The organism is Pseudomonas sp. ICMP22404, assembly GCF_006227205.1.
In the GTDB taxonomy this organism is placed as follows: Bacteria; Pseudomonadota; Gammaproteobacteria; order Pseudomonadales; family Pseudomonadaceae; genus Aquipseudomonas.
Window position 1 is genome coordinate 63,505 of sequence record NZ_VCNG01000009.1, and the last position, 26,277, is coordinate 89,781.

General features: G+C 63.2%; 18 protein-coding genes. 13 read left to right on the top strand and 5 right to left on the bottom strand.

Annotation, left to right across the window (positions count from 1 at the left end; all coding sequences use genetic code 11):
* Positions 1-22: 22 nt before the first annotated feature.
* The 5 genes from FGE05_RS16715 to cobG form a co-directional block, all read right to left on the bottom strand.
* Complete coding sequence (locus FGE05_RS16715) at positions 23-7,084, bottom strand: TcdA/TcdB pore-forming domain-containing protein (protein ID WP_139646655.1); 7,062 nt, start codon at positions 7,082-7,084, stop codon at positions 23-25.
* Between the two features lie 368 nt (positions 7,085-7,452).
* On the bottom strand, positions 7,453-9,153 hold the full coding sequence (gene cobJ / locus FGE05_RS16720) for a precorrin-3B C(17)-methyltransferase (protein ID WP_139646657.1): 1,701 nt from the start codon (positions 9,151-9,153) through the stop codon (positions 7,453-7,455).
* A complete protein-coding gene (locus tag FGE05_RS16725) occupies positions 9,150-9,881 on the bottom strand; it encodes a precorrin-2 C(20)-methyltransferase (protein ID WP_175363115.1) in 732 nt (243 codons plus the stop codon). The genes cobJ and FGE05_RS16725 overlap by 4 nt, the downstream gene beginning before the upstream one ends.
* Positions 9,881-10,507 (bottom strand): precorrin-8X methylmutase, encoded by a 627-nt coding sequence (locus tag FGE05_RS16730; protein WP_047700231.1) that lies wholly within the window; start codon positions 10,505-10,507, stop codon positions 9,881-9,883. The genes FGE05_RS16725 and FGE05_RS16730 overlap by 1 nt, the downstream gene beginning before the upstream one ends.
* The gene (cobG, locus tag FGE05_RS16735; protein ID WP_306669523.1) at positions 10,507-11,820 is read right to left on the bottom strand and encodes a precorrin-3B synthase; all 1,314 of its coding nucleotides are present in this window, start codon (positions 11,818-11,820) and stop codon (positions 10,507-10,509) included. The genes FGE05_RS16730 and cobG overlap by 1 nt, the downstream gene beginning before the upstream one ends.
* A gap of 668 nt (positions 11,821-12,488) precedes the next feature.
* On the opposite strand from cobG, the gene cbiE reads away from it, so the two are divergent.
* The 13 genes from cbiE to urtA all read left to right on the top strand — a co-directional run bounded on the left by cbiE (position 12,489) and on the right by urtA (position 26,128).
* Entirely contained in the window at positions 12,489-13,700 is a 1,212-nt protein-coding gene (gene cbiE / locus FGE05_RS16740; protein WP_139646663.1) for a precorrin-6y C5,15-methyltransferase (decarboxylating) subunit CbiE, read from the top strand.
* Positions 13,693-14,790 (top strand): cobalt-precorrin-5B (C(1))-methyltransferase, encoded by a 1,098-nt coding sequence (locus FGE05_RS16745; protein WP_139646665.1) that lies wholly within the window; start codon positions 13,693-13,695, stop codon positions 14,788-14,790. Before cbiE ends, FGE05_RS16745 begins: the two co-directional genes overlap by 8 nt.
* Positions 14,787-15,503, top strand: coding sequence for a cobalt-precorrin-6A reductase (locus FGE05_RS16750; protein WP_139646666.1), 717 nt, complete (start codon positions 14,787-14,789; stop codon positions 15,501-15,503). Before FGE05_RS16745 ends, FGE05_RS16750 begins: the two co-directional genes overlap by 4 nt.
* 536 nt (positions 15,504-16,039) lie before the next feature.
* Positions 16,040-16,333, top strand: coding sequence for a DNA-binding protein (locus FGE05_RS30125; protein WP_257225662.1), 294 nt, complete (start codon positions 16,040-16,042; stop codon positions 16,331-16,333).
* A gap of 147 nt (positions 16,334-16,480) precedes the next feature.
* The gene (locus FGE05_RS16760; protein WP_139646669.1) at positions 16,481-16,879 is read left to right on the top strand and encodes a DUF2946 domain-containing protein; all 399 of its coding nucleotides are present in this window, start codon (positions 16,481-16,483) and stop codon (positions 16,877-16,879) included.
* Positions 16,880-16,930: 51 nt separating this feature from the next.
* The gene (locus FGE05_RS16765; RefSeq protein WP_139646671.1) at positions 16,931-17,410 is read left to right on the top strand and encodes a copper chaperone PCu(A)C; all 480 of its coding nucleotides are present in this window, start codon (positions 16,931-16,933) and stop codon (positions 17,408-17,410) included.
* Positions 17,411-17,464: 54 nt separating this feature from the next.
* Positions 17,465-17,869 (top strand): DUF2946 domain-containing protein, encoded by a 405-nt coding sequence (locus FGE05_RS16770; RefSeq protein WP_139646920.1) that lies wholly within the window; start codon positions 17,465-17,467, stop codon positions 17,867-17,869.
* An 82-nt stretch (positions 17,870-17,951) separates the two neighbouring features.
* A complete protein-coding gene (locus tag FGE05_RS16775; RefSeq protein ID WP_139646673.1) occupies positions 17,952-20,078 on the top strand; it encodes a TonB-dependent copper receptor in 2,127 nt (708 codons plus the stop codon).
* A 122-nt stretch (positions 20,079-20,200) separates the two neighbouring features.
* The gene (locus FGE05_RS16780; protein WP_139646675.1) at positions 20,201-21,580 is read left to right on the top strand and encodes a PepSY domain-containing protein; all 1,380 of its coding nucleotides are present in this window, start codon (positions 20,201-20,203) and stop codon (positions 21,578-21,580) included.
* A gap of 202 nt (positions 21,581-21,782) precedes the next feature.
* Entirely contained in the window at positions 21,783-22,571 is a 789-nt protein-coding gene (locus tag FGE05_RS16785) for an ABC transporter ATP-binding protein (protein ID WP_139646677.1), read from the top strand.
* On the top strand, positions 22,568-23,515 hold the full coding sequence (locus FGE05_RS16790) for an ABC transporter substrate-binding protein (RefSeq protein ID WP_139646679.1): 948 nt from the start codon (positions 22,568-22,570) through the stop codon (positions 23,513-23,515). The genes FGE05_RS16785 and FGE05_RS16790 overlap by 4 nt, the downstream gene beginning before the upstream one ends.
* Positions 23,512-24,522 carry an iron ABC transporter permease gene (locus FGE05_RS16795; protein ID WP_139646681.1) on the top strand — a complete coding sequence of 337 codons (1,011 nt, stop codon included), beginning with the start codon at positions 23,512-23,514 and terminating at the stop codon, positions 24,520-24,522. Before FGE05_RS16790 ends, FGE05_RS16795 begins: the two co-directional genes overlap by 4 nt.
* A gap of 340 nt (positions 24,523-24,862) precedes the next feature.
* Positions 24,863-26,128 (top strand): urea ABC transporter substrate-binding protein, encoded by a 1,266-nt coding sequence (urtA, locus tag FGE05_RS16800; protein WP_024779220.1) that lies wholly within the window; start codon positions 24,863-24,865, stop codon positions 26,126-26,128.
* Positions 26,129-26,277: the final 149 nt, after the last annotated feature.

Consider the following 26,277-nt stretch of genomic DNA (forward strand, 5'->3'; position numbering starts at 1 on the left):
TCCGCTTTATTGAGCGACCTGATTAATCCACCGCATTACTTTCCAACTTCTTCGAAACGCTCAGCAGATCTTTCAGCAAGATGCTATTGCGGGGATTCGGCTGGGCGTCCAAGCGCCGTATCAACTTTGAAACGGCATAACGTCGATGCCCCTCGAAACTGAGCAAGACCTCACCCCGCAAGTTGATATCGCTGGCATACACCTCACGAATAATCACACTGTGTCCACTATCAGGATCAATGATCACCAAGTGCTCATCGACAATGCTCAGCAACAACCGGTCTGGGTCATCCAGCTCCCAGATCAACTTGCCAGGTTCTGCAGACACGCCGTCCAGGGAGGGCCGGCAGTTGAGGACGACCGATTCGAGCCTCAACCAGGCCGCCTTCGTCAGCCGGTAACTCACGCTTCCCTGCCCCAGGCACAGGACCAAGGTCGTGACATCGTCCGGTAGCAGATCGTCGATCTTCATCTTTTCCCCGCCGACAACCAGTACCTCGCCATCACGCCGGACGTAACCGAGGGGCCCCGCCTCTACCATGGCCGGGTAGCTCAACAACTTGCCATTACTGTGCTCATGAAGCAGCACGTTGTCCTGCCGCTGGGTCCCCAGTAAATCGAAGGCCCCTGGAACCTCGGTCCTGGGCACCCGAATCAAGCGCTTACGCTCAGTGACGAACCATTGCAGGTCGCCAGGATCCTCCACAGTCAGCAACGCGTTACGAAACGGCTGGTTCGCCAATTGCTCGAGCATCTCCTGCTTCCGGCCATCCTGGGCAATGACCCACTCACGAGTCACACCCGTGATCAACGCTGGCTCCCGACTCCGCAACGAAACCACGACACCTTCGGGCGTCACGCCACGCAGTCCGATACCGTCGACCGTCACCTCGACAAATCGCCAGGGTGCCCATTCACGCTGCGCCTTGGGTAACGCGTCGGCCTGCAACACTTGCGTGCCCAGTCCAAAGACCGACTCAAGCTGCTGCGGATCGATGAACGCCTGACGATGGACTTCCCCCTCGGATACATCGAACAGCCAGGCCGCCTCGCCATCCGGAGTGACGCTCAGCAGGCGCATTTCCTTCCCATGCCCCGGTTCAGCCAGCAGCAGCCTGCTGCCGATGTACCAGGCACACAACGTCGCGTCACCGCTGAAGCTGGTCAGGCCGACAAGGGCCAGACGCTCGGTGTCGTGTCGTCGGGCCAGCGGCTCCAATGCAGACCACCAATGCGCCCGATTCTTGAACCAGGGCGCGTTCATGCCCCCCAGGCTCAGTTCACCCTGGTCCGTGAGGGTGTAGAACAACCCATTGGAAGTCAGCACCAGGTAGCCTCCGTCGATGGCGATGATATTTTCCAACTTCTCGTACTGCTTCCACTTGCTCGACCACTGCCACTTACCGGCCACCAGGGTCCGTCGCCGACGGCACAGTTCCTTTCTGAGCCTGTCGTACACGATGAACACATCGCTGCCGTCCTCCGGCGTGAGCAACGTCAGATCCGTCATGTTCTTGATCGAGTCCGGCCAGCCACGCAGATGGTTGTGTTTCGGCGCGGGGCGGATGATCAGTTGGTCACTGCGGCGAACCCAGGCCATGTCCCGCCACTGCGCGTCGATTTTCCAGCAGACCGACACAAAGGGGGCCGGCTGCCAATCGACGGTGGCGTAAGTCGCCTCATTATCGACATACGGTGTAGAGGGGTAACCGCTGCCCAGAACCTGGCTCCAGTCGGCCAGTGTTTCGCTGGCACTGAAGACCGATTCCAGCGCCGGCCCTTCCTCCCGAGTCACCGAACTCAGCAGCAATTGCCCATCATGGATGACATAGACCAGCACATCGCGGGTCTGGTCCGCACGGGTGATTTGCTGTGCGACATGAATCACCCCCTGGGCGTCGGCCTCGACGCTGCGGATGCTGGTCGCCGCATTCTTTGCGCCCCGTAGCCAATAGCGATGGCTCAACAGTCCAGTGTTCGCATCGACCTGCCAGATGATCAGGCCCTCCGGTTCATGGAAATAGGCACTGTCGCCTGCCACCGCCCCCAGCAGTGCGTCATCGGTACCGGGGATCTCGTTACGGATGTACAGGAAACGGTCCTCCTTCGCGTCATACCAGGCCGTGACGTAACGGGGCTCGTCGGGCTTCTCGAAGGGAATCAGGTAGCGGTGGACCGGCGTGTAGGGCATCGCCAGGCGGTGACCTTGCGCCAGGCGCTTGAGGTGTGGCTGCAACGCCTGTCGATCCATGCCCGCAGGCACGTCCTGCTCGATAAGCGTGAGTTTGCGTTCGCTCAGCTCGACTTGGAACACCTGGTTGCCAGCGATCCGCAGCAGCACGTCATGAAAGCCCGTTCCCGTGAAGCTCACCTGGACGGCGCCCACGAACAGTTTCGCGTAGCGCTCGATCCGGATATCGCCCTCAGTGGCCCAGGGCGCATCCAGCACCCAACCCGAGCGCTGTCGGTTCAACGACTCGAGTGTGAGGCTCACGCCGGGATTGAGGCCCACTGCGCAACGCTTGCCCGCGCCTCGGATCCGGTAGCTGACTTTTCCGTGCCACACCGTTGGGAGCACCGGCACCACCAGCGAACGCTCGGTCTCATCGAGCAACACGTCGATCACGGTTGGCCGGTAATCCGGGAGCATGCGGTACAGGATGTAGTCGCTCGGAAACGAATAGAACGAAAACAGGAACAGCCATCCACCATCCGCCTTCTTTTTCTCCAGTCGCCGTGCCGTGTCGAACCCGGTGTCATGGCGCAACCCCGCGAATGGCAGCGCCTTGTACTCATAGCGGTAACAGGTTCTCGGCACGCAAGGCAGTACGATGGCCTGGCCGGCGGACGGGGTGAACTTGACTCGCTCGGTCAGGCGCAGCTCCCAACGGATATCGATCGCCCGGTCATAATCGTCATCGAACGTCGGCACGCCGAAATGATCCCGCAACGGATACAGCCTCGGGCTGTCCAGGGCGAGTTCGCCGCGGACCAGATCCAACGTGCCGACAATCAGTGACGGACGTGGCAACCAGGCGTCGCTGCGAGCGTCAAACCGGTAGGCCTGGAGATGGGCCTTGGTCAGTTCGTCGAAGAACAGCCCGACCTGCCTGGCCTCTTCGGCAATGGCGGCGAACCCCTGGGCCACGGCCGTCACCCCTACCGCCAAGCCGCCCAGGATCACGGCAGCCCCGCCAAGAAACGCTCCGGCAGTGGTGGCGCCGACCGTGAGCGCTCCCGCCGACAACATCAGCCCGGCCGAATCGAAAGCCAGTTGAGTGCCGAACCGGGTACGTTCGATCTCATTGGACGCGGTCAACAACTGATAGATATCGAACCCGACATTCGCCAGTTGCAGCACGCCTCCGGTCGCCTCGCTCACGCTGGAACCCACCGCCGCCTTGACCACTGGCGCAACCGTGCGGGCAATCAACTTCTCTTCCGCCAACGCCTGCCGGACCAGGCCTACCAAGCCTGCCACATCGGTTACGTTGCCATGCACCAGTTGTGCGTAATTGACATAGACATGCAGCCGCACCGCCAGGGACAGAGGACGGTCCGGCCCTTCCCGCTCAGTCAACGCGGACATCAGCGCCTGTATGCTGAAACCGGCATTGAGGGTGTGAACGCTGCCCACTTCGGCAGGCTCGCTCGGGACCAAGGGTTTGTTGGCCAAGGCCAGAAAACGCTCCGAGAGGTAGTTCTTGATTCGCAGGAGTCGATGGTCGTCGGACATGACCCGCACCAGTTGCCCGGGTTTTTTCGGATCGATCAGGTTGATCCGATACGACCCGTCCGAGGTGATTTCCAGGGTTTCGAACAACGGCACAAGTTGCGGCGCCAATTGGTTCTGCTGCCGGAGTTGGGTCGTGACCTCCGCAATGCGTTGTCCCCACCAGTGACCATCCAGGGCCAACAGACTGCTGCCGAGTCGAGAATTGTTCATGAGCGATTGCCCGCGGGCACTGGCCCAGCGCTGGCTGACTGGGGGTTGCGAATGTCCAGGCAAGGCACCCGGTTGCAGCAGTTCCGAGACCCGGATCGAACCGGGCAATGAGGCTTTCGAAACGCGCTCACCGTCCAGCTCGATCAGCTCGAACGTCGGACGGGCCGCCTCCCCATACGCCGCATAGTGAACGGCCATTTCCTGCTGGATAAAGAACCGCTCCAGCGCCTGCCTGAATCGAGTGGCATGCTCGAACTCGAAGACGCCGAAATTCGGATCGTAGAAGTGATAGGTGCTGCACTCACCGTCGAAGGTCCTGGCCACCAGCATGGCGTGGTTGTCGGAATTGAGCATCAACGTGCCGGTGGTTGTCCTGGCTTGCAGCGTCTCTACGACCCGCTTCAGATCCGAGCGCCCCAAGGCATTGCCGACGTCACTGAGCTGCACTTCACGCAACGCTTCCACACCTTGCAGAAACGTCACGCAATCGCCTGCCTCAGGCTCGATGGCACCCAGGTAGAAGCGTTCGCGCAGGGTGTTGACCGCCGCCTTCCCCGATGTCATGGCCGCCGCCATGACCAGGGCCAGTGGATAACAGCGCCCACCCACCCTGTCACCTTCGCCCTGAAGCAGCAAATCCTGGGGGACAAGCTTGATCGTGTCGGCCTCGAAGCCGTCCAGGACAGTCGCCAGGCGCTCGGTGATCCGGTCACGGTACTCAAGCTTCGCCACCTGCTGGATCCGGGCAACGTGCCGCCCCCACTGGCGCAGTGTCAGGGGCTGCTCCAGCGCCTGCTTCTTCAAGCCCAGGGCGGTTTCGGAATGCCCGGGCGGCTCACCGCTCGGGTCGGCCAACCCGGCCTGGAAAGCCGGCGCCTGAAGCTTGAACAGGACACGCTCGATCGTCGCGTAGTTGCCCGCGATGCCGCGCTCGTCGAGGTTGTTGGCCAGGTTGTCCAATTGTGGGCGAGCCGCCTCGAAGCTGCGGTTATCCAGCGCCTGCGCGCCGATCAACGCCCCTACCAGCAGGCGTTGCAACGGGCTCAGTTGAGCCACTTCGAAACTGCCCTTGGCCAGACGGCCCAACAGTTCAGCGATAGACAAGCGCTGGGTCTGCGCATCGCTCAAGGAGGCCGGGGGCAGCAACTTCGCGCTCTGGTCGCGGATCGACTGGCGCTCTGCAAAACTCAACACGATGGCCTTATCGAAAGTCACCACGCCGGTATGACTGCGATTCATCGTGCTCATGAAGGTGTCGCCCAGCTCATCAGCCAGACGCTGCAGCAGCTCGGTGGATAACACATGACGCCCTTCCAGCAGCGGCCAGCCTTCGTCGAACTGCAGCGAGCGGTACTTGAGCAGCTCTGCCATGTCACCGGCATAACGGGCCTTGAAGCGGCCTTCCTTCCAGCGCTTTTTCTCGTTGTCGAGCCACTGGGTGGTGTCACTTTCGTTCTCTTTCCAGGAATGGTCCTGCTCTTCCTCGGTGGCCAGGTTAACGCTGGTGACCGCCGGGATGGCGGCTTCCGCTCGCCACCGTTCAGCCGTTCGAGGCGTGAAATGCGCCCTCAGGTGGGCCGCCATGCCCTCGAGCATGGCGCCAGGTCCGGTCAGGTAGATCGTCACTTCGCTCTGGGGGCGGATTCCATCGCTGTAGTAGGTGGCGGCAGCCTGAACCAGCAAAGACGTGGTCATTTCCACTTCCGGTGGCAACTCATGCAAAGCACCAAACACCTGGGTCGCCGCCTGCTTTGCAACATGAGCCATGGCGTCGACATCGGTAAAGGCGACGTTCTGCTCATCGGCCAGGCGGGCAGTGGCATCGACGATTTCATAGTTGAGCCTGAAACGATCGAGCACGGCCTTGAGCATCGCCGACCCCGGGTGGGCCATCAGAAATGCGTTGCTCAGCGAGTTCCGTACCACAACGGCGCGCAGCTCGTATGGGCGAGCCAAGCGCTCCACCGGCATGCGAAAAACGCGCTCCAACTCGGGTTTGCTGTCCGCGAAGCTCTTGAGAGCCTCACGACTTTCCAATGGAATCTGCTCCAGGTAGTCCATGTACTGGTTGCGCAAGGCCTGGCGACCCGGCATCCAGTCGGGATTGCGATCAAGCAGCAGCTGCAGCGTGCCCAGAAGCGCATCGGTCTTGAACCCGCGAATATCGACTGACCCCAGTTTCTCCAGCAAGGGTGGCAGACAGTCGACGTCGGCATATCGGCCGCCCTCCATGAGCAGCGCCTCGGCGCGCACGACATCGGAGGCTGAGGCAAAATTGCCACGCAGGCTGATCTCGCGTTCGTAGATATCCTTCAGTTGAAGCCCTTCACCCCGGGCCAGATCACGCAGCGCCAAGTTCCCTTCGGCCAATGCCTGGAGGCTGCGCCGGTTATCGGCCTTCAGGGTATCGAGTCGCGCCTTGTCCTGGCCATAAGCTCGAACCAGCAGGTCCACTCTCGCAGCATCGGCACTGCCGCCGTTTTCCACCGCCTTCTTGATATGGGCATACATCTGTTGCTTGAGGACGATGGCACGTTCTTCATAAAGGTCACCCAATTCAGATGCATCGGTACTGCCCTTCCCACCGTTGGACATGGCATCCGCCTTGGCGGCTTCGACAATAATCCGGTTGGTTTCATAGGCCAGCAGTGCATCACTGTCATACCAAAGATAAAGTTGATGGTCGGCAGCGCCCATCACGTGCTTCCAGATATTGATGTAGTCGCGCTGAATACTGCCAATACCTCCGCCGAGCCAGGCAAAGTGCAATTTTTTCGGTACTTCCGTGGCCGCTACTTTCAATTGATCGAGACTGTTTTGCAGGCGCGCTTCAAAATCCTCTACCTGGTTTTGAATGTGCGCCAGATCCCCAGCAATGGAGCCGCCAGTTGGCGTCAGTTCTGCCGCACGGCGCCGACGACTGCCCTGCAATACCGTCAACGCCTGCTTGAGCAGCCCCAGCGGTTCCAACAGGTATGATGCATCCTGCACGGCGATACAGCCGGAGTAATATCGGAGCACCGCATCATATTGATCATCGCCCTTGTAGGGCGCTAACGCCTGTTCAAGATCCTTTAGTTTCAGTACACCCTTGAAATCGACATAACCCGCCGTCGATGAAAACCCGCTCTCACTCATAACAACACTTCCATTTATCATATATGAATAGCCGAAGCCATTTTCAGGCAACGACAGCCCACCCGTGCATCCAGGCACCTGGGCATTAAACTTTAAAGAATGCAACGCTCTCGATAAGCGCGAATAAAAGTAACCTAGCACCCGGTTACGGCTCAACTAATAAGCAATCCAATAAATTTCCAAATAAAAACAAACTTCATGTTACAGGCGCAGCATACCTGCAACTTGAGAGCAAAGACCGGCCATATATAACCAAAGACCATCAGCAACTAGTGGCCTGTACGGTTAATTTGAGTAAACGAATTAGCCACACAGGCTACTAGCAGTTTCGAGAAACGACGGCAGCCCGAGCGGACTGCCGGGTTGTATCAGAGCGGTTTGTTGCCATACCAGCGCGGCGTGTACACCCACTCGCCGCCGTCGGCACGGGGAAACACGCAGGTGGTCGAAGACCCGACCAGGACCATGGTGCGCATGTCGACCTGGTCCGGGGTCAACTGCCCCAGCGTCGTGACGCGCAGGGTCTGGCCCGGACGGCCGATGTCACGCCCCAGGACCACCGGCGTCTGCGCGGTTCGATGCTGGGCGACGATCTCCAGCGCCCGTCCCAGTTGCCAGGGCCGGGAACGGGAGATTGGGTTGTAGAAGGCCAGCGCGAGATCCGCTTGTGCCGCCAGATCCAGGCGCTTCTCGATGATCGACCAGGGCTTGAGGTTGTCCGACAGCGACAGCACGCAGAAGTCATGACCCAGCGGCGCGCCGGCCTGGGCAGCCGTGGCCAGGGAAGCCGAGACGCCTGGCAGGATCTGCAGGTCGACAGCGTGCCAATGGGCATTCGTCGACTCATGCAGCGCTTCCAGCACCGCCGCGGCCATGGCGAACACCCCCGGATCGCCGGACGACACCACCACCACGGAGCGTCCCTGGGCCGCCAGTTCGAAAGCATGGCGGGCGCGTTGCAGCTCTTCGCGGTTGTCGGTGCAGTGTTGCACCTGATCGGCCCGGAACGGCCCGGCCATGCGCACGTAAGTTTCGTAGCCCAGCACGTCGTTGGCGCGGTCGAGTTCGGCGCGCACCGCCGGCACCATCAACTCGGCTGCCCCCGGGCCCAGGCCGATCACCGCCAGGCGCCCCCGTGGACGGCCGATCCGTTGCGGATCCAGGGGCTGTTCGGTCACCGCGATGGCCAGGCTGCCCATGAGCCGAATCGAGGCCGGCTGGCCGAGGGTCTCGCTCAACCATCCGGCGATGTCGCCGCTGGCGCAAGCGAAGCGCAGCGGCACGCCCAGGCCCGCAGCGGCTTCGTGTAACTCCGGACGGGTCATGTCGCTGTCCGCCGCCACCAGGCAGGCCAGTGACTGCACCGCGAGGCCGGCCTGACCCAGGGCATCGCCAATGGCGACCGCTATGTCCGTCATCCCGACGTCCAGCGCCACGGCTACATTGCGTGGATAGATACGCAACTCATCAACGGCGGGCACACCGGCAGCGCTGTCGATACGGATGGCCAGGCGCGCCTGTTGGTCCTGGGGCAAGTGCGCCTGATCCAGCCACGGCGCGGCCCCTTCGATGCGCACCGGCTCACCGGCCAGCAGATCGGAGACGAAGCGCTTGCCCTGCTCCAGATCGTCGAGACGGTAGCCACTCGGCGGATTGAGCAGGCAAGTGCCGAAACGCAATTCGCCGCTGGTGGTGATCGCCGGGGCGACTTGCAGGGCGGTCGCGATGTCCCGGGCCATGACGTTGACCCCGCCCAGGCCACCGAGCAATGGCACCACGGCACTGCCGTCTTCGGCCACCGCCAGCACGGCGGGCTCGACGCCTTTTTCCAGCAACAGCGGCGCCAGGGTGCGGATGACGATGCCCGCCGCGCACAGGGCGATGATGGGGGTGTCCTGCTGATAGAGCTCGCGCAGCGTCGCGCCGAACTCCAGGTAGTGACGGTCCACGCCCTCGACCCGCCCGGCCAGGCCGTGGATCAAGGCATCGGGATAGCACTGCTGGACCCGCCGGGCCGTTGCGAGGCTGCCCGGGCCGAGGATGACGATTGCCGGTGCCTTGAACGTCATCCCTGCCACCGTTCGCCCGGCACGATGATCAACGAGAAATACGGCGAGGACATTGGCTCGACTTCATCCAGCGGCACGATTTTCTGGTTGGCCATGGTCGCCCGTTCGACGTACAACGCCCGGCCATCCAGGCCCAGTTCCCCGAGCACCTGGCGGACCTTGGGGAAATTGCGCCCCAGCTTCATGATCACTGCCGCATCGGCATCGGCCAGCCGGCGCTTGAGTTCGTCATGGGGCAGCACACCGGAGAGCACCGACAGGCTCTGGTTGCGGTACACCAGCGGCGCGCCGAGCACCGAGGCACCGCCCAGCATCGAGCAGACGCCGGGAATGACTTCGGCGTCGTAGTGCTCGGCCAGGCGATCGTGCAGGTACATATACGAACCGTAGAAGAACGGATCGCCCTCGCAGATCACGGCCACGTCGCGACCGGCATCCAGATGCACGGCCACCTGTTCGGCGGCGGTGTCGTAGAAGTCGGCGATCACCTGCTCATAGGACAGCGGCGCCGGCAGCACTTCGGTGGTGACCGGATACACCAGCGGCATCAGCGTCTGCGCTTCTTGCAGGTGCATTTCGATGATCCCGAAGGCGTTGCCCTTCTTGCCCTTGGCGACGAAGTACGCCACCACGGGGGACTCGCGCAGCAGGCGCAAGGCCTTGAGGGTAATCAGTTCCGGGTCACCGGGGCCCACGCCGAGGCCGATCAGACGTCCACGCTGCTGCATCATTCAATCTCCGTAGCGAGGGCATTGACGGCAGCCGCAGCCATGGCGCTACCGCCGAGTCGGCCTTGCATGATCACGAACGGCACGCCACGGCTGTTGGCCGCCAACATTGCCTTGGACTCGGCGGCGCCGACAAACCCCACGGGGAAGCCCAGGATCAACGCGGGTTTCGGGGCGCCGGCGTCGAGCATTTCCAGCAGGTAGAACAGCGCGGTGGGCGCATTGCCGATCACCACGACGCTGCCTTCCAGATGTGGGCGCCACAGCTCCAGGGCCGCCGCCGAACGGGTGTTGCCCAAGTCGCGGGCCAACTGCGGCACGCTCTCGTCGCGCAAGGTACAGATCACCGGGTTGTTGGCCGGCAAGCGTGCACGGGTCACGCCTTCGCTGACCATCCGTGCATCGCACAGGATCGGCGCACCGGCAGCCAGGGCCTGACGCCCGGCCGTGCCCGCGCCCTCGGAAAACTGCAGCCCATCGACCGCCTCGACCATGCCGCAGGCGTGGATGACCCGTACCGCGAGTTTTTCCAGATCGGCCGGAATGCGCGCCAGGTTGGCCTCGGCGCGAATGATCGCGAAGGAGTTGCGATAGATCTCCTGACCGTCGCGGATGTAATCAAGCATCAAAGGGGGCTCCGGGGGCGAGCGTCGAGCCATTGGCCGACCGCTTCAATAGTCAGATTGTGCGCCTGCAACGCGCCAAAACCTGGCTGCGTGGCATCGCGAAAATAGAGGTCGTAACGACCGGGAGCGACCGCCAGCAAGGTGGCGGGCGCGATATGGGCCGCCGCGCATGAGCGCGGGCACCCGGATAAATGGACTTTCATCCCGTGGCCCTGGCGTTGCAGCACGTCGGCCAGGCGCCGGGCATCGGCCTTGGTGTCGGCCAGCGCCTTGCCGCAGCCACTGGAGCCCGTGCAGGCGATGAGATGTGCCAACGGTTGTTCCGCCGAACACAGCAGGCCCAACCCTTCGAGCCGCGCCAGCACTTCATCCGCGTCCTCGCGGTGTACGTTGGGCAACAACAGGCTTTGCCATGGGGTGAAACGAAGGCTGCTGTCACCCTTCTCCCGGGCCAGTTGCGCCAGGCCTCGCAGCATGACGGCGTCGAGTCGGCCAAGGGGCGCCGCGGCGCCCACGTAGACACGTTCGTCATGTTGGGGTTGGATGCCGAGGTGCAATCCATCGATGGCCCCCTCGCGCTGCCAACCGGAACACGGTTGCAGCGAGACCCGGCGGGCCAGTGGCTGGCTGAATCCAGTGTCAGGAAGCTCTGCCAGCAGGTGACGCATGCGTGTCTGGTCTGGGCGGGCCAGGTCGAGAAACAGCTCCAGCACCGCCAGCACCAACCCATGTCCTTCGGCCAGGGGGACCGCGCCTGCCGGCTCATCCAGGGGCGAGCCCGCCAACCCGAACGCCAGCCAGGGCTCGCCGTGACGCATGAACGCCGACAACCACAGGTCATGGTGATGATCGAGCATCGCCAGCGCCTCGCCGCCGTCCAGTTGCACGGCGAACTTGGCCGACAGTTCATGGAATCGTTCGTGGGTCTGCAGGCTGAGCAGGATCTGCGCAGCCAACGGGCGGGTGTCCAGCAGCATCTGCCGGTCGATGCCGGCCGTGGGGCTGAGCATCAGGTTGCGCACATCGTCGCCGGCCGGCGTGTGCGGGCCGAGTCCGGCGGCCAGCAATGACTCGATCAACGCGGCGTGCTCAGGGCCGATCCCGCGGATCTGCAGATTGGCTCGGTTGGTCGCCTCGATCACGCCACCGGCGAACCGCTCGGCCGCCAACGCCACGGCTTCGGCCTGATCCGCCTGGATCGCACCGCCATCGAGCTTGATCCGGCAGATGCCCCCGTCCAGCGCCTGGACGACACGCAGCAACCCCGGGCAACCCGAGGGGCGTATGGCGTTGGAGGATGGACGTTCGTTCAAGGGAAAACCGGTCAGCATCGGCGAAGGACCGCCATTATGCCTGCTTTGCCGGGGGGCATGAAAAGCTTGCCCGTCGGATTATGTGCAGCGTCGCCAGGAATGCGAGGCGCGAGCTGGCTGGTGATAGCGGTCTGGCTGGCAAGGTGGGGCTGAATGGTCCGACGCCATCGCGAGCAGGCTCGCTCCCACAGGGAATCTGCGGCTGGCACAAATTAAGTGGGCAACCTCATTCAAATGTGGGAGCGAGCCTGCTCGCGATAGCGGTCTGTCTGTGACGGTGATGTTGAATGGGCACCGCCATCGCGGGCAAGCCTTGCTCCCACAGAGGATCCGCGGCTGGCACAAATTAAGTGGGCAACCTCATTCAAATGTGGGAGCGAGCCTGCTCGCGATAGCGGTCTGTCTGTGACGGTGATGTTGAATGGGCACCGCCATCGCGGACAAGCCTTGCTCCCACAAAGGATCCGCGGCTGGCACAAATTAAGGGGGCAACCTCACTCAAATGTGGGAGCGAGCCTGCTCGCGATAGCGGGCCGTCTGTGATGATGATGTTGAACGGAACACTGCCATCGCGGGCAAGCCTTGCTCCCACCGGCGCGGTATGATGGCGGCCCGGTTCGCGGGACTGATGTGCCCGTCGAGCAACCCTACCCATTCGAGGAACAGAGATGACCCCCTGGCTGACCGTAGTGGGCATCGGCGAAGACGGCTTCAAGGGTCTGGGCCGAACGGCTCGCCATGCCCTGTTGCGAGCGACGCGCATTCTCGGCAGCGCTCGCCAACTGGCGTTATTGCCGGTGTGCATCCGCGGCGAACGGGAGCTGTGGCCAAGCCCGTTTTCCCTGGAACCACTGTTGGCGCGACGGGGCGAGCCGGTGTGTGTGCTGGCCAGCGGCGACCCCATGTTCTATGGCGTCGGCGCCAGCCTCGCCAAACACCTGCCAAGCGACCAGATGCTGGTCATCCCGGCCCCATCGTCATGTTCGTTGGCGGCGGCGCGCATGGGTTGGCCGCTGCAGGAGGTGGTCACGGTGTCGCTGGTGGCGCGTCCTCTGGCAGCGCTCAATGCCCATTTATCCACAGGCGTCCGGTTGTTGTTGCTGAGCAATGACCGCCACAGTCCCGGTGCAGTGGCGTCATTGCTGCGCGAGCGCGGGTTCGGCCCCAGCCCCATGACTGTGCTGGAACACCTTGGCGGCCCGGCAGAACGGCGGATCGAAGGCTGCGCAGCACACTGGTCCGAGCCAGACGTCACCGACCTGAACCTGATCGCCGTCGAGTGCCGGGCCGACCCTGCGGCGTTGCGCCTGTCACGCCTGGCCGGTTTGCCGGACACCGCGTTCGAACATGACGGCCAATTGACCAAGCGCGATGTGCGCGCCATCACCCTGGCCCGTCTCGCCCCGATGCCCGGCGAATTGCTCTGGGACGTTGGCGCAGGCAGCGGCTCCATCGGCATCGAATGGATGCGCGCGCACCCGGCCTGCCGAGCCCTGGCCATCGAAGCCGACGAAGGCCGCCAAGGGTTGATCGAACGTAACCGCGATACCCTCGGCGTGCCCGGCCTGCAACTGATTCGCGGACGAGCGCCCCAGGCCCTTGAGGGACTGGAGCGACCGGACGCCGTATTCATTGGCGGCGGCGTTACCCGTGAAGGCGTGCTGGAAGCCTGCTGGGCCCAACTCAAGCCCGGCGGTCGGCTGGTCGCCAATGCCGTGACCCTGCAAAGCGAGATGACGCTCATGAACTGGCGCGAACTCCATGGCGGCGAACTGACCCGCATCCACATTGCCCAGGCCCAACCATTGGGCGAGTTCGACACCTGGCGCCAGGCGTTGCCGATTACCCTGCTGGACCTGGTAAAGCCCCTCGATGCGTGACGAAACCGCCGAACAACCCGCGCCCCTGCGCAGCGGCCTGACCACCGGCAGCTGCGCCACGGCCACCAGCCTGGCGGCGGCGCGCCTGTTGCTGCAAGGTCATTGCGCCGATGCCGTGGAGATCGTGTTGCCCAAGGGCAAACAGGTGCAGATGCGCCTGGAGTTCTGCCGGTTGACCGGCCAGGGCGCCGAGGCCGGGACGATCAAGGACGCCGGCGACGACCCCGACGTGACCCACGGTGCGTTGCTGTTTTCCCAGGTGCGGCTGACCGCCGAACCGGGGGTGCGCTTCATTGCCGGGCGCGGCGTCGGCACAGTGACGCGACCGGGCCTGGTGCTGGCGGTCGGTGAGCCGGCGATCAACCCGGTGCCGCGCAAAATGATCGGCGATCACCTGGACCGGCTGGCCGAAGAAACCGGCTATACCGGCGGTTTCGAAGTCACGGTCAACGTCGAGGGCGGTGAAGCCCTGGCCTTGAAGACCATGAACCCACGCCTGGGCATCCTCGGCGGACTGTCGATCCTCGGCACCAGCGGCATTGTCCGGCCCTTCTCCTGCGCGGCCTACATTGCCTCGATCCATCAAGGCATCGACGTGGCGAAAACCAACGGTTACCTGCACATCGCGGCCTGTACCGGCAATGCCAGCGAAGACACCATGCGCCGGGTCTACAACCTGCCGGAAATCGCCTTGATCGAAATGGGCGACTTCGTCGGGGCCGTGCTCAAGCATGTGCGCAAGGTTCCAGTGGACAAGCTCAGCCTCTGCGGCGGCTTTGGCAAGATCAGCAAACTCGCCGCCGGTCACATGGACCTGCACAGCCGCCATTCGAGCATCGACCTGCCACAACTGGCCGACTGGGCCGCCGCAATCGGCGCCGGCGAAGTCTTGCAGAAAGGTATCCGCGAGGCCAACACCAGCCAACAGGCCCTGGCGATGGCCAGTGCCGCAGGCATCGCCCTCGGCGATGCGGTGTGCGAGCACGCCCTGGCCTTCGCCCGTAGCGTCGTGCCGCCCCAGGTTCAAGTCGAAGTCTTCGCCATCGACCGCCAAGGCGGGATCGTCGGCCACGCCGGAGCCTTTACATGAAACGCATCCTGCTGCTGGGCGGCGTCACCGAAGCCTTGGCCATCGCACGCACACTCGGCCCTGAACACATCTACAGCCTGGCGGGCGTAGGCCGTGTCCCCACTGACCTGACCTGCCAGGTACGCGTCGGCGGCTACGGCGGCGCTGAGGGCCTGGCGCAATTCATCCGCGACCAGGGCATCAGCCTGCTGTTGGACGCCACCCACCCCTACGCCGCCCAGATCAGCCAGAACGCCGCCCGCGCCGCCCGCGCCTGTGGCGTCCCCTGCTGGGCCCTGCGCCGCCCGGCCTGGCAGCCCCGCCATGGCGATGACTGGCGCGAAGTGGCCGACTGGGCCGAACTGATCCAGGCCCTGAAACCCTTCCACCGCCCCCTCTTCACCCTCGGCCGCGAACCACTGCAACATCTGCATGAAATTCCCCCGGAGCAATTCTGGACCCTGCGCGCCCTGGACGTGTACCCCGGCAACGAACGCTGCGAAGTCATCGGCGCGCGAGGGCCGTTCCATATCGACGGCGAACGGGCGCTGTTCGAGCGGCGGCAGATCGATGTGCTGGTCAGCAAGAACAGTGGCAGCACCGCGACCGAGCCGAAACTGGAGGTGGCGCGGGAGCGTGGGGTGCCGGTGTTGGTGTTGAGGCGGCCGGTGTTGGCGGGGGTGGATCGGGAATTCTGGACGCTGGATGAGATGTTGTCGGCGCTGTCGATGTAACTCTACCGACCTTCACGATCCGGCCGCACTGAGACTACGAACCCAGACTACATCGCCTTGCGCCGCTGCCTACAACTGCGCCAGAATCCGCCGGCTTGTGGACCTGGGAGCGCATCGGTAGCTTGGACTCCGTCACTGCCCCTCAGTGATCGAGTTTAGTCGCCCGTGGCTTTCAGCTGGTTCATAAGCTCCGTCCAGTCAGGTATTCAACCTGCACTTGATGGTGGTTGTGCGCAGGGCGCCCTCGGGCGCGCCGGTAATGCTGAACTCCCCGGTCGACTAACCTGCGTACAGCCGCCTCCCTTCGTTTAGTCGCGAAGCCGTTGCGGTGGCGAGGAGGGTTTAGCGAAACGTCACACCACTGCGCTTTGTGGGAGCAAGGCTTGCCCGCGATGAACGCGACTCGGTTCCAAGATAAACCGCGTCGGCTTCATCGCGGGCAAGCCTTGCTCCCACAGTGTCTACTCAGCCCAACGGGGAATAAATCTTCTCGCCACAAATACTCACCAGCTATTGGAGTCTTTGAAGGTAGTCCCATGGCCCTCACACGAAACTACAAACACACGATTGTCGAACGCACCAGGCGTGACCCTGAGTTTGCTCAGCTACTGTTGGAGGAGGCGCCCTCAATGACCGGAACATTCACACGCTTCGATGCTGCTATTTATCTCAAAACGCCTGAGGAAATGACTCCGTATCTGGATGCCTGTTTCGACGAGGACGATGGCGACGGCGTACTGGTACGAGCGGCTCTCGACGATATCGCTCGAGCAAAAGACATGACGCCAATTGCCCTCGATGCGGATGGTGACCAATTGAACGTCGACTGATATCTCGCCACGACAGCGCTCATCTGGCGATCTGTTGCTATTGTTAACCCCAGCCCTGCGACCCTACACCGCACATGGCTTTTTTACTTCCAGCCTGCGATCAGGCTAAATACCGCCACCTGATCGCCCAACCGAGCGGATTCGCCCATGTCCCGACAACGGCTTGCATTTGCCTGGATCGCCTGCTTCGCAGTGCTGTTCAACATGCTTGCCATGCCGCTTTCCGGCAGCGGGGCAGTGCAGAAAAACTCGCCGGTCGAGCAGCTGTTGTGGGGCAGTTTCTGCTCCTCCAGTGGCACGAAGCTGGTGGCGATTTCCCTGGGCAAGCTCGAACAGGGCACGCCCCGCAACGACGACCATTCGACCATGCAGCATTGCTGGTGCTGCGCAGGCTCGGCGTCGTTGGTGGCGCTCACTGGACAGGCTCCGCGGCTGTATCTGACTCCACAGCCTGCCCATCACGGCCTTGTCCACCTGGCGTTCGACAGCCCCACGCCACGCCAACAATGGCCGAGTCTCAACCCCCGCGCCTCGCCTCTGGTCTGATTCCCACCGCATAAAAACAATTGCGTCCTGAATCGTTCCGGAGAATCACCCATGTTGAACAGACTCATCCTGCTGGCTGCCCTGCTGCTTCCCGTCGGCTTCGCTCACGCTCATCAGTACAAGGTTGGCGACCTCGAAATCGCCCATCCCTGGTCCCAGGAATTGCCGCCCAACGCGCCCACCGTGGCCGCGTATTTCGTGATCCACAACACCGGGGCAACGGCGGACAAACTGCTTAGCGTCGACACTCCGATTGCCGGCAAGGCCGAGCTCCACGAACACGTGAAGCAGGACGACCTGATGAAGATGCAGCCCGTGCCTGTGGTTGCGATTGCTCCTGGCGCTACCGTCACTTTTGCCCCCATGGCTTACCACGTCATGCTGCTGGACCTGAAGGACCGTAGCCTGCTGAGCGACGGCAAGCGCTTCGCCATGACCCTGCATTTCGAGAAAGCCGGGGATGTCACGGTCGACGTAGCGGTGCAGAAAAAAGCCCCCGACGGCACCCTGACCGAAGCCCACATGCACTGATAGCCGGCCATGGGTCTTCTCCGCGCCAGGCCTGACATGCCCCGCCGCCAGCCGATGAGACTGGCACGCGGCAGCTGGATCAGCCTGTTCGCCATGCTGATGATCTTTATCGGTCCACTGATTTCTCAGTCGATGCCGATGGATCAACGCATGTCTTCGTCCATGCCTATGACCATGGATATGGACATGAGCATGGACATGTCCGCAGGTGCTCACGCCGGAGATGAGGCAACGGCAGCCGAACACTGCCCGCCCCAGAACGAGCACCACGCGCTGTGGGAAAAATGCGGCTATTGCAGCCTGCTGTTCAACTGCCCGGCCTTGCCCGGAGGGCAGTCCCTCGCCGTTTTCGACTCCCCGACGGCCAACACCTTCACCAGCCCTTCACCACGTCTGGGCCATGCCCGGCCGGCCTTCTTCCCGGGCGCCCGTCCCCGCGCACCGCCCCTCGACGCGTAAACCCGACACTTACCAACCCGGTCGCACAAGACAGCCCCAGGCTGCCCGACCGTGTCGCCTACGTTTGTTCGATGGAATCATCATGTCCAGGTTTCCTGCCGGCATCGCTTTGGGCACTGCCCAGGCCAGTTGCCCTCCAAATGAGGCACGGGTGCGTTTTCACCCTGCCGTCGCCGCCGTGTGCGGCCTGTTGCTCACGTCTCAAGCGCTGGCCGATGAGCACGACCATCATGAAAGCCAAGTCGAGGAACTGAGCCCGACGGTCATCACCGCCATCGCGCCCAGCTCCCCTCTGACCGTGGTCACCAACCCCAAGGACCCGCGCCAACCGGTCCCGGCCAGTGACGGCGGTGACTACCTCAAGACCATTCCCGGCTTCGCCCTGGTGCGCAACGGCGGCACCAATGGCGATCCGGTGCTGCGAGGCATGTTCGGCTCGCGGCTGAATATCCTCACCAACGGCAGCACGCTGCTGGGCGCCTGCCCCGGCCGGATGGATGCGCCCACCTCCTACCTCTCACCGGAGACCTACGATCAGCTCACGGTGATCAAGGGCCCGCAAACCGTGCTGTGGGGCCCCGGCGCCTCGGCCGGAACCATCCTGTTCGACCGCAAGCCGGAACAGTTCGGAGAACTGGGCACGAGGGTCAATGCCAGTGTGCTGGCCGGCTCCAACGGTCGTTTCGACAAAGTGCTGGATGCTGCTGCGGGCGGGTCGTTGGGCTACGTAAGAGTGATCGGCAACACCGCTCATTCGGACGATTACCGCGATGGCAATAACGACACGGTGCCGTCGCGCTACGACAAGTGGAACGGTGACGTCACCCTTGGCTGGACGCCGGATACCGATACGCTGCTGGAGCTGACCGCCGGCAAGGGCGACGGCGAGGCGCGCTATGCCGGGCGAGGCATGGACGGCGCACAGTTCAAGCGTGAAAGCCTAGGGCTGCGTTTCGAACGGTCGAACCTCGGCGAAGTGCTGGATAAGATCGAGGCACAGGTCTACTACAACTACGCCGACCACGTGATGGACAACTACACGCTGCGCACGCCTTCGGGCACCGGGATGATGGCCGGGCCCATGGCGTCCAACGTCGACCGACGCACGCTTGGCGCACGCATCAAGGCCACCTGGCGCTGGGCCGATGTGCAATTGATCAGCGGCCTGGATGCCCAGACCAACGAACATCGCCAACGCAGCAGCATGGGGATCGATACCTACAAGGAACTGCCGCGCACCAAGGACGCCGACTTTCACAACTACGGTGTCTTTGGTGAACTGACCTGGTACGCCGCCGACCGCGACAGGTTGGTTACCGGCGCCCGCCTCGACCGGGCCTCGGCCAAGGATTACCGGCAGAGCGTCGGCTCCGGCATGATGGTCCAGCCCAACCCCACTGCCGACGAGACCCGCGCCGATACCCTGCCCAGCGGTTTCGTCCGCTACGAGCACGATCTGGCCGACAGTCCCACGACGGTTTATGCCGGCCTGGGCCACGCGCAACGCTTCCCTGACTACTGGGAGCTGTTCTCGCCGGATAAAGGACCCACCGGCTCGCTGAATGCCTTCGATTCGATCAAGCCGGAAAAAACCACCCAGCTCGACTTCGGCCTGCAGTACAAGACCGAAACCCTCGAAGCCTGGGCCTCGGGTTATGTCGGGCAGGTGCGCGACTACATCCTGTTCGACTACACGCCCGGCATGATGGGCAGTACCTCTCGGGCCGAAAACATCGACGCACGGATCATGGGCGGCGAATTGGGGGCGGCCTACCAACTGACTGAACGCTGGAAGGCCGACGCCACCCTGGCCTATGCCTGGGGCAAGAACAGCAGCGACGGCAGTGCCCTGGCACAGATGCCGCCGCTGGATGCGCGCCTGGGCCTGACCTACAGCGCCGACCGCTGGAGCGCCGGAGCCTTGTGGCGCGTGGTGGCGGCGCAGCACCGGGTCGATGAGAACAGGGGCAACGTGGTGGGCAAGGACTACGGCACGAGCTCGGGCTTCGGGGTCTTCTCCCTCAACGGCGCCTATCGCATCAACACGCATTGGAAGGTCAGCAGCGGCGTCGACAACCTGTTCGGCAAAGCCTACGCGGAACACTTGAACCTGGCCGGCAACGCCGGATTCGGCTATCCGGCCAGTGATCCCCAAGCCATCAACGAACCGGGGCGCACGCTCTGGACCAAGGTGGACATGAGTTTCTGACAACATCGCGGGCAAGCCTCGCTCCCACAGGCACTACCCAACCCTGTGGGAGCAAGGCTTGCCCGCGCTCGGTCGCACAGCGACTACATAACAAACACATTTGCCAAGCGGAGCGCTTTTCGATGAGCCAACCGAAACCGAATTTCTACAACCTGGCCTGGCGCTGGCATTTCTATGCCGGGCTGTTCGTCGCGCCGTTCATGGTGATGCTGGCCTTGACCGGCATCATTTACCTGTTCAAACCGCAACTCGATCCACTGATGTACGGCAGCCTGCTGAACGTACCGGCCGGTCATCACACGATGGCCGCGGACGACTTGCTCCAACAGATCCGCCGGGCCTACCCCGAAGCGCGGGTCAAACAGTACCTGCCACCGGCCGACGCCGAGCGCAGCGCGCAGTTCGTGGTGATCGACAAGGGTCGGGAGCTGAACGTCTTCATCGATCCCTATCACGGTGACGTCCTCGGCGAACAGGACGCCAAGAACAACCTGCAAGCCATGGCCAGGGCCATCCACGGCGAACTGCTGATCGGCACCGTCGGTGATCGGCTGGTGGAAATGGCCGCCGGCTGGGGCGTGGTGCTGGTGGTGTCGGGGCTGTACCTGTGGTGGCCCCGCGGGCAATCCTCGGCCGGGGTCCTGTGGCCGCGCTGGAACGCTCGCGGTCGGCTGTTCTGGCGCGACCTGCATGTGGTCGTCGGCTTCTGGGGCGCGGCGTTGCTGCTGGTGATGCTGCTCAGCGGCATGACCTGGACCGGCTTCTGGGGCAAGCAGTACGCCGAGCTCTGGAATCGCTTCCCGGCTGCGATGTGGAACGACATGCCCAAGTCCGACGTCGAAGCCGGCAGCCTCAACAACGCCCACCGCCAGACCGTGCCTTGGGCCGTGGAGAACACACCGATGCCGATGTCCGGCGATCATGCCGAACACATGGCCCACGGTGGCATGCACGAGGGCCCCGCGGCGCCGACCATCCGCCTGCAAGCGGTGCAGGACATCGCCGCCGAACACAAGGTCACGCCGGGCTACAGCATCACCCTGCCGACCACAGCCACGGGAGTGTTTACCATTGCCGTGTTCGCCGACGATCCGCGCAATGACGCGACTCTTCACGTGGACCAGTACACCGGCAAGGTCCTGGCCGATGTGCGCTGGGCCGATTACAGCGTCGTCGCCCGCGCCACCGAAACCGGCGTCATGTTGCACGAAGGCAAGATGTTCGGCCCGGCGAACCAGATCGTCGTGCTGCTGATCTGCCTGATGATCCTGCTCAGCGCGGTGAGCGGCATGGTGATGTGGTGGAAGCGCCGGCCACAGGGCAAGTTCGGCGTACCGCCCCTGCGTCACGACCTGCCAACGTGGAAAACCGGGGTGGTCATCATGCTGACCCTGGCCGTGGTGTTTCCCTTGGTGGGGGCGTCGCTGGTGGTGGTGTGGCTGTTCGATCGGCTCTTCACCCGTTTCAACCGCCAGGCTGAAGTGGCTTCATCTTCAAGTTGAAGACAGTGCGTTAACGGAAGGCGGCGCGAAACCTCTACAATCGCGCCCGCTGCCGAACTGTAGACAAAACCCGCAAATGTGGGAGCGAGCCTGCTCGCGATAGCGCTGGATCAGCCAGCACAGAGGCGCCTGATCCACGGCTATCGCGAGCAGGCTCACTCCCACAGGGATTGTGTCTTAACCCGATCATTTGAGTACCCGCATGACCTCGCTGACCCTCTCCCACCTCGCCTGGACACCCCTGGGCCATGGTCACTGCCATCACCAGTTCCAACTGCGTGACGCCACGTTGCAGGTGGCGGCCGGGGAGTTCGTCGGGTTGATCGGGCCCAACGGCAGTGGCAAGACCAGCCTGCTGCGTTGCGCCTATCGGTTCAACCCGCCGGAGAGCGGTGAGGTGAAACTCGACCACCACAACGTCTGGCGCCAGTCATCACGCTGGTGCGCGCAACGTATCGCCGTGGTACTGCAGGAATTTCCCGACGCCTTTGGCCTGACGGTCGAGGAAGTGGTCGCCATGGGCCGCACGCCTCACAAAGGCCTGTTCGATGGCGATAACCACGAGGACCGGCGCCTGGTCATCCAGGCCCTGGAAGCGGCAGGGCTGCAAGGCTTCGGCGAACATGCCTTCGCCACCCTCTCGGGCGGTGAAAAACAGCGGGTGATCCTGGCCCGGGCCCTGGCTCAGCAACCGCAACTGCTGATCCTCGACGAACCGACCAATCACCTCGACCCGCGCTATCAACTCGAACTGCTGCAACTGATCAAGCGCCTGGGGATCGGCACCCTCGCCAGCATCCACGACCTGAACCTGGCTGCCGCCTTCTGTGACCGACTCTATGTCATCGAACACGGCCGCATCGTCGCCAGCGGTGCCCCCAAGGATGTACTGACCACCACGCTGCTGCACGACGTCTTCGGCGTCGAAGCCCTGGTGGATGAACATCCCCTCGCTGGCTACCCACGAATCACCTGGATAACCCAACCATGACCCTGCGTTCCCTGCTGCTCCTGCCGCTGCTGCTGTGCAGCGCCCACGCCCTGGCCGAAGCCACCCGCTATCCATTGACGATCCAGAGCTGCAACCGCCAGGTGGTGTTCAACGAAGCACCCCGGCATGCCGTCAGTCACGACATCAACATGACCCAGATGATGCTCGCCCTCGGGCTCAAATCGCGCATGGTCGGCTACAGCGGCATCAGCGGCTGGAAATCGGTGACGCCGGAGATGGCGAAGATTCTCGATGGCCTGCCGGAACTGGCGGCCAAATACCCCTCGGTGGAAACCCTGCTCAACGCCAACGTGGACTTCTTCTTCGCCGGCTGGGACTACGGCATGCGGGTGGGCGGTGACCTGACGCCACAGACCCTGCAACCGCTGGGTATCCCTGTCTACGAACTGACCGAATCCTGTGCGTTCGTGATGAAACGCCCGGCGGCTTCGCTGGAGGACACCTACAACGACCTGCGCAATCTCGGGAAGATTTTCGACGTCCAGGATCGCGCCGATGCACTGATCGCCGCGATGCAGGCCCAGGTGGCCGAAGTCCGCAAAGACCTGCCAGCCAATCGGCCCCGGGTGTTCCTCTACGACAGCGGTGAAGACCGGGCCATGACTTCCGGCCGGCTGGGCATGCCCCAGGCCCTGATCGACGCGGCGGGCGGGCGCAATATCCTGGACGACGTTGAAACCAGCTGGACCCGGGTGAACTGGGAGAACGTGGTCGAGCGCAACCCCGAGGTCATCGTGATCGTCGATTACGGCGAAGTCAGCGCCGAGCAGAAACAGCAATTCCTGCTGAGCAATCCGGCCTTGCAATCAGTGGATGCGATCAGGCACCGACGCTTCATCGTGATTCCCTACGTCCAGGCCACACCGGGCATCGACAACGTGCTGGCGGTACAAACCCTGGCGCAGGGTTTCCAGCACCGATGAACCCTCGTCGCTATGCCGGACTGCTGATCTTCCTCGGCGCGCTGATGCTGCTGTCGTGCGTGGTGTCCCTGGGCTTCGGGCCGGCGCGGGTACCGGTGGCCGTGGTCTGGGATATTTTGTTGAACAAGGCCTTCGGTATGGGAGAGGTCCATTGGACGGCCGGCCAGGAACACATCGTCTGGCTGATCCGCGTGCCGCGCCTGCTGCTCGGCGCGCTGGTGGGCGCCGGGCTGGCATTGATCGGCGCGGTGCTGCAAGCGGTCACCCGCAACCCACTGGCCGATCCGCACCTGCTCGGGGTCACCTCCGGCGCGACCCTCGGGGCGGTCATCGTGGTGCTGCATGTCGGGGAAATCGTCGGCCTGCTGACCCTGCCCCTCGCCGCGTTCATCGGCGCGCTGCTGAGCATGCTGTTGGTGCTGGCGATCGCCAGCCGCCAGGGTCGCCTGGAAAGCGATCGTCTGTTGCTGTGCGGCGTGGCGGTGTCATTCGTGATGATGGCGGCGGCCAACCTGCTGCTGTTCCTGGGTGACCATCGCGCCAGCTCCGCGGTGATGTTCTGGATGCTCGGCGGCCTGGGCCTGGCGCGCTGGGAACTGCTGGCGGTGCCCGCCGCCAGTGTCCTGCTGGGACTGGTCCTGCTGCTGGGCATGGCTCGGCCGTTGAACGCCCTGATGGCGGGCGAACAGACCGCGGTGACCCTGGGCCTGAACGCGGCGAAGGTGCGGTTGTGGATCTTCCTGATCGCGTCGCTGATGACCGGCGTGCTGGTCTCCATCAGCGGTTCGATCGGTTTCGTCGGGCTGATGGTGCCGCACATCGCCCGGCGCCTGGTGGGTGCCGAGCATCGTCGCTTGCTGCCGGCCTGTGTACTGCTGGGCAGCCTGTTCCTGGTGTGGGTGGACGTGGCCGCCCGGACCCTGATCGCACCGGAGGACCTGCCGATTGGCGTGGCGACGGCAGCCATTGGCGGGCTGTTTTTCATCGGCCTGATGCGCCGGCGCTGAGCCCCAGAATCCTCTGTCCACAGTAGCCTCCTTGTGGGAGCGAGCCTGCTCGCGATAGCGGTGGATCAGTCTCATCGTCTCTGGCTGACCCACCGCTATCGCGAGCAGGCTCGCCCCCACATCAAGGCATTCGAGGCCTGCGATTTCTGCGCACCGATGTGGCGCATCTGATCGCACCAGCGCACAAGCGACGGTCGCTCGTGGTGCGTTGCCCTGCGCTCCCCAGCGCATCGCCCCCACATTTCCCGGCCTTGCCACGACCGGGCACACCCCTTGCAAAAGCCCTGTTCAGCGTCTGCATCTGCCCTCGAAAAAAACACCAATTCACGGAGATCGCACCATGAAACGTCGTAGCTTGATCAAGGCTTTTACCCTCTCGGCCAGCATTGCCGCGATGGGCATGGCCTGGACCGTCCAGGCCGCCGAGACCATCAAGGTCGGCATCCTGCATTCGCTGTCCGGGACCATGGCGATTTCCGAGACGTCCCTCAAGGACATGGCGCTGATGACCATCGACGAAATCAATGCCAAGGGCGGTGTGAACGGCAAGCAGCTCGAAGCGGTGGTCGTGGACCCGGCCTCGAACTGGCCACTGTTTGCGGAAAAAGGCCGGCAGTTGCTGACCCAGGACAAGGTCGCCGTGGTGTTCGGCTGCTGGACGTCGGTGTCGCGCAAATCCGTGCTGCCGGTGTTCGAAGAACTCAATGGCCTGCTGTTCTACCCGGTGCAATACGAAGGCGAAGAGATGTCGCCTAACGTGTTCTACACCGGCGCCGCGCCGAACCAGCAGGCGATTCCGGCAGTGGAATACCTGATGAGCGAAGAAGGTGGCAGCGCCAAGCGCTATTTCCTGCTGGGCACCGACTACGTCTACCCGCGCACCACCAACAAGATCCTCCGGGCGTTCCTGCACTCCAAGGGTGTGGCGGACAAGGACATCGAAGAGGTCTATACCCCGTTCGGCCACAGCGATTACCAGACCATCGTGGCGAGCATCAAGAAGTTCTCTGCCGGCGGCAAGACCGCGGTCATCTCCACGGTCAACGGCGACTCCAACGTGCCGTTCTACAAGGAACTGGCCAACCAGGGCCTGAAAGCCACCGACGTACCGGTGGTGGCGTTCTCGGTGGGCGAAGAAGAGCTGCGTGGCATCGACACCAAACCGCTGGTGGGCAACCTGGCGGCATGGAACTACTTCGAATCCGTGGATAACCCGGCGAACAAGAAATTCGTCGATGCCTGGAAAGCCTACGCCAAGGCCAAGAACCTGCCGGGCGCCGACAAGGCCGTGACCAACGACCCGATGGAAGCCACCTATGTCGGTATCCACATGTGGGCCCAAGCGGCAGAAAAGGCCAAGTCCACCGACGTCGACAAGGTTCGCGAAGCCCTGGCCGGCCAGACCTTCGCCGCGCCGTCGGGCTACACCCTGACCATGGACAAGACCAACCACCACCTGCACAAGCCGGTGATGATCGGCGAGATCCAGGCCGATGGTCAGTTCAACGTGGTCTGGCAAACCGAGGGTCCGGTCCGCGCCCAGCCGTGGAGCCCGTTCATCGCCGGCAACGACAAGAAGCCCGACTATGCGGTGAAGGGTAACTGAGCCCATGGGTGTCGGCCCCGGATCCCGGGACCGACACACGACTCCTGTGGGAGCGAGCCTGCTCGCGATAGCGCTGGATCAGTCAGCGCAAACGTGACGGGTACGCCGCTATCGCGAGCAGGCTCGCTCCCACAAAAAGCACTGCGCAA

What these genes read in the sequence shown, in the direction of transcription:
- FGE05_RS30125 (WP_257225662.1), top strand. Translation starts at nt 16,040, where the DNA reads ATGGCCCTCACACGAAACTACAAACACACGATTGTCGAACGCACCAGG.
- FGE05_RS16785 (WP_139646677.1), top strand. Translation starts at nt 21,783, where the DNA reads ATGACCTCGCTGACCCTCTCCCACCTCGCCTGGACACCCCTGGGCCAT.
- FGE05_RS16795 (WP_139646681.1), top strand. Translation starts at nt 23,512, where the DNA reads ATGAACCCTCGTCGCTATGCCGGACTGCTGATCTTCCTCGGCGCGCTG.
- cobJ (WP_139646657.1), bottom strand. Translation starts at nt 9,153, where the DNA reads ATGACGTTCAAGGCACCGGCAATCGTCATCCTCGGCCCGGGCAGCCTC.
- FGE05_RS16775 (WP_139646673.1), top strand. Translation starts at nt 17,952, where the DNA reads ATGTCCAGGTTTCCTGCCGGCATCGCTTTGGGCACTGCCCAGGCCAGT.
- FGE05_RS16725 (WP_175363115.1), bottom strand. Translation starts at nt 9,881, where the DNA reads ATGCAGCAGCGTGGACGTCTGATCGGCCTCGGCGTGGGCCCCGGTGAC.
- cbiE (WP_139646663.1), top strand. Translation starts at nt 12,489, where the DNA reads ATGACCCCCTGGCTGACCGTAGTGGGCATCGGCGAAGACGGCTTCAAG.
- FGE05_RS16745 (WP_139646665.1), top strand. Translation starts at nt 13,693, where the DNA reads ATGCGTGACGAAACCGCCGAACAACCCGCGCCCCTGCGCAGCGGCCTG.
- FGE05_RS16750 (WP_139646666.1), top strand. Translation starts at nt 14,787, where the DNA reads ATGAAACGCATCCTGCTGCTGGGCGGCGTCACCGAAGCCTTGGCCATC.
- FGE05_RS16765 (WP_139646671.1), top strand. Translation starts at nt 16,931, where the DNA reads ATGTTGAACAGACTCATCCTGCTGGCTGCCCTGCTGCTTCCCGTCGGC.
- FGE05_RS16730 (WP_047700231.1), bottom strand. Translation starts at nt 10,507, where the DNA reads ATGCTTGATTACATCCGCGACGGTCAGGAGATCTATCGCAACTCCTTC.
- FGE05_RS16770 (WP_139646920.1), top strand. Translation starts at nt 17,465, where the DNA reads ATGAGACTGGCACGCGGCAGCTGGATCAGCCTGTTCGCCATGCTGATG.
- FGE05_RS16790 (WP_139646679.1), top strand. Translation starts at nt 22,568, where the DNA reads ATGACCCTGCGTTCCCTGCTGCTCCTGCCGCTGCTGCTGTGCAGCGCC.
- urtA (WP_024779220.1), top strand. Translation starts at nt 24,863, where the DNA reads ATGAAACGTCGTAGCTTGATCAAGGCTTTTACCCTCTCGGCCAGCATT.
- FGE05_RS16715 (WP_139646655.1), bottom strand. Translation starts at nt 7,084, where the DNA reads ATGAGTGAGAGCGGGTTTTCATCGACGGCGGGTTATGTCGATTTCAAG.
- FGE05_RS16760 (WP_139646669.1), top strand. Translation starts at nt 16,481, where the DNA reads ATGTCCCGACAACGGCTTGCATTTGCCTGGATCGCCTGCTTCGCAGTG.
- FGE05_RS16780 (WP_139646675.1), top strand. Translation starts at nt 20,201, where the DNA reads ATGAGCCAACCGAAACCGAATTTCTACAACCTGGCCTGGCGCTGGCAT.